Source organism: Phormidium sp. CCY1219, assembly GCF_035615515.1.
Lineage (GTDB): Bacteria > Cyanobacteriota > Cyanobacteriia > Cyanobacteriales > Laspinemataceae > CCY1219.
Genome location: NZ_JAJENT010000824.1, coordinates 1 through 2,174, shown reverse-complemented (window position 1 = coordinate 2,174; position 2,174 = coordinate 1). Strand labels below are relative to the sequence as shown.

At 47.7% G+C, this 2,174-nt stretch carries 4 protein-coding genes; all 4 read right to left on the bottom strand.

Translation table 11 applies throughout. The annotated features are described in order from the left end of the window. Positions 1–59: 59 nt before the first annotated feature. On the bottom strand, positions 60–524 hold the full coding sequence (locus tag LKK83_RS25755) for a dihydropteroate synthase (RefSeq protein ID WP_324634316.1): 465 nt from the start codon (positions 522–524) through the stop codon (positions 60–62). A 94-nt stretch (positions 525–618) separates the two neighbouring features. Next, positions 619–1,338: a bifunctional dihydropteridine reductase/dihydrofolate reductase TmpR gene (gene tmpR, locus LKK83_RS25750; RefSeq protein WP_324634315.1), complete on the bottom strand. Its 720-nt coding sequence runs from the start codon at positions 1,336–1,338 to the stop codon at positions 619–621. Next, positions 1,331–1,816, bottom strand: coding sequence for an NUDIX domain-containing protein (locus LKK83_RS25745; RefSeq protein WP_324634314.1), 486 nt, complete (start codon positions 1,814–1,816; stop codon positions 1,331–1,333). Before LKK83_RS25745 ends, tmpR begins: the two co-directional genes overlap by 8 nt. A gap of 163 nt (positions 1,817–1,979) precedes the next feature. After that, the coding region (locus LKK83_RS25740) for a hypothetical protein (protein ID WP_324634313.1) at positions 1,980–2,174 on the bottom strand (195 nt) is incomplete at its 5' end.

Below are 2,174 nucleotides of genomic sequence, written 5' to 3'. Positions count from 1 at the left end.
GCGTGAGGCACTTAGGCGGGTCAGCTACCTAAATTAACGAGGCACGAAGCCCCGCTACTTCAGAGCGGGGTGCTGACTCGATACATTTCTTCGCTATTTTCCCTGCCAGTAAAGTTGATAACATTCGCTCCCATCTTGAGACAGTCTCGGGCTACTTCCGGGTAATAAGTTTCGATAGAGGTTACCACCCCTTCGTTGCTTAATGTCTCCAGAATAGGTTCCAGTAGATTATTTTGTTGGGATTCATCGGATCTTTGTGTATTTGGGGAACTCGCTTCTACTCCGATATCCACGATGTCCGCCCCTTGAGCTGTTAAAACCTTGCCGCGACGAATCGCTTGTTCTGGGTTATAACAAATCGAGTCTTTCCACCAAGAATCCGTAGAAAGATTCATCACGCCCATCAAGGCTGTTTTTGAATTAAAGTTAAATTGTTTATGGCCTATGGCAAATTCTACTACTCGTACATTGTAGTCTTCTTTATGTTTGGCGTAGATTTCGTAGATATCTTCCAGGGTCAGCATTTTGAATCTCTTATCCTCCAAAATAGTAATTTCACTTCAAACCACAATTTTCCAGTCTTTCTATTCTACACCTATTTCGGCAGTTTCGGCAAAACTACAACCTCCAGCCCCCGGCAACTTCCAAAACTTGTCCGGTGATGTAATCGGATTGCGGATTGATAAAGAAACCCACCGCATTGCTGAGTTCTTCTAAGGTGGCCGGTCTTTGGGTTGGCAAGAGGGGAATCGTTTCCTCTAAGCCCACGGAATTTTCTGCCACTCCTGGCGAAACCACATTGGCGGTAATGTTGTGTTTCGCTAACTCTTTCGCCAGAGACTTCGTATAAACAATAATCCCGGTTTTCGCAATTCGATAGGCTGACTGTTCGTCATCTGCAATCGAATGTTGGGCACTGGCAAATGCAAAGTTGACGATCCGTCCCCAACCGGCTTCTTTTAGGTAAGGAATTGCCGTTTGAGTCACGTAAAATGTGGCATTGAGATTGGAATCGAGCATCTCATGCCACTCTTTTATAGAAGTTTGCCCGATCGCCTTTTCCAAATAGTTACCCACATTATTGACAACTACTGATAAGCCGCCGAGTTCTTTGGCTGCATTTTCCACTAGCAATTGCGCCGCTTCGGGTTGGGTAATATCGGCTTGTAGGGCAACGGATTTTACTCCCCACTTCGCTGCTTCTTGACTGGCTTTTTTGGCCGCTTCGGCACTTCTGTTGTAGTGAAAGGCTACATCAAATCCTTTACTGGCCAAATCCAGCGCGATCGCCTTCCCAATTCCCACTGCCGATCCGGTGACTAACGCTTTTTTAAACATGGTTATTGCCCCCTAGATTGTCATTCAAATCGTTAATTTCCCTGTGAATATAGTCCTCAACTAATACCCGGGTGTAGGTATTGAGAGGATAGTCTAAAGCCGCTTCCGGACTCACCCATGCCCACTCGACAATTTCTTCGTTGGGCGCGATCGCCTCTTTCTCTGAAAAGGCATAATAATTCACCATGATAAAATGGGCTTCATACAAAAACTGCGGGTCTCGCACCGCTTCTTGCAGCAACCCGAAGCGGATGTGGCTCAACTCTAACCCCACTTCTTCTCGAAATTCTCTTTTCAGTGCGGTTTCTAGGCTTTCCCCCCACTCGACTTTCCCCCCCGGTACTCCCCAGGTTCCCTTCCATTTTGTGGTTTTGACAATTAACACGCGCCCACTGGAATTTGCAACCAGTGCGCCTACAGTGGTCAAGGGAAATTGTTTCTGACGCGATAAGGGTTCGATTGGGGTTGCTTGTGGCATTTCGATCGCAGGAAATAGGGTGGTAAAGCGATTTGATTCGCTTACGGGTCAATTTTTCACCTTACCACAAAATTGGCTTGCGTGCTTTTAGGTTATTTGCCCTTTCGCGCGCGGTGGATTGCCCTACATGGATTTGTTCAAAGCAAGCCCGCGTGATAAGTCTTTACAGTCGATTGGGGAACCGGGCATCGGTGGTGTATTTGGCAGGGGTTGACTCGCGAATCGTCTTCACCACCGGACCTCTAGACCCCGCAGAAGAAGGCGATCGCGGTGGGTGCCCTAACTGTTCGAGAGGTGCCTCAAAATCATTCAACCCCGGAAGGAAAACGAGCGATCGCCGGCATGTCAGCTTGCGGTC

Excerpts from the sequence above, each read along its gene's own strand:
- LKK83_RS25755 (WP_324634316.1), bottom strand. The coding sequence starts at position 524 with ATGCTGACCCTGGAAGATATCTACGAAATCTACGCCAAACATAAAGAA.
- tmpR (WP_324634315.1), bottom strand. The coding sequence starts at position 1,338 with ATGTTTAAAAAAGCGTTAGTCACCGGATCGGCAGTGGGAATTGGGAAG.
- LKK83_RS25745 (WP_324634314.1), bottom strand. The coding sequence starts at position 1,816 with ATGCCACAAGCAACCCCAATCGAACCCTTATCGCGTCAGAAACAATTT.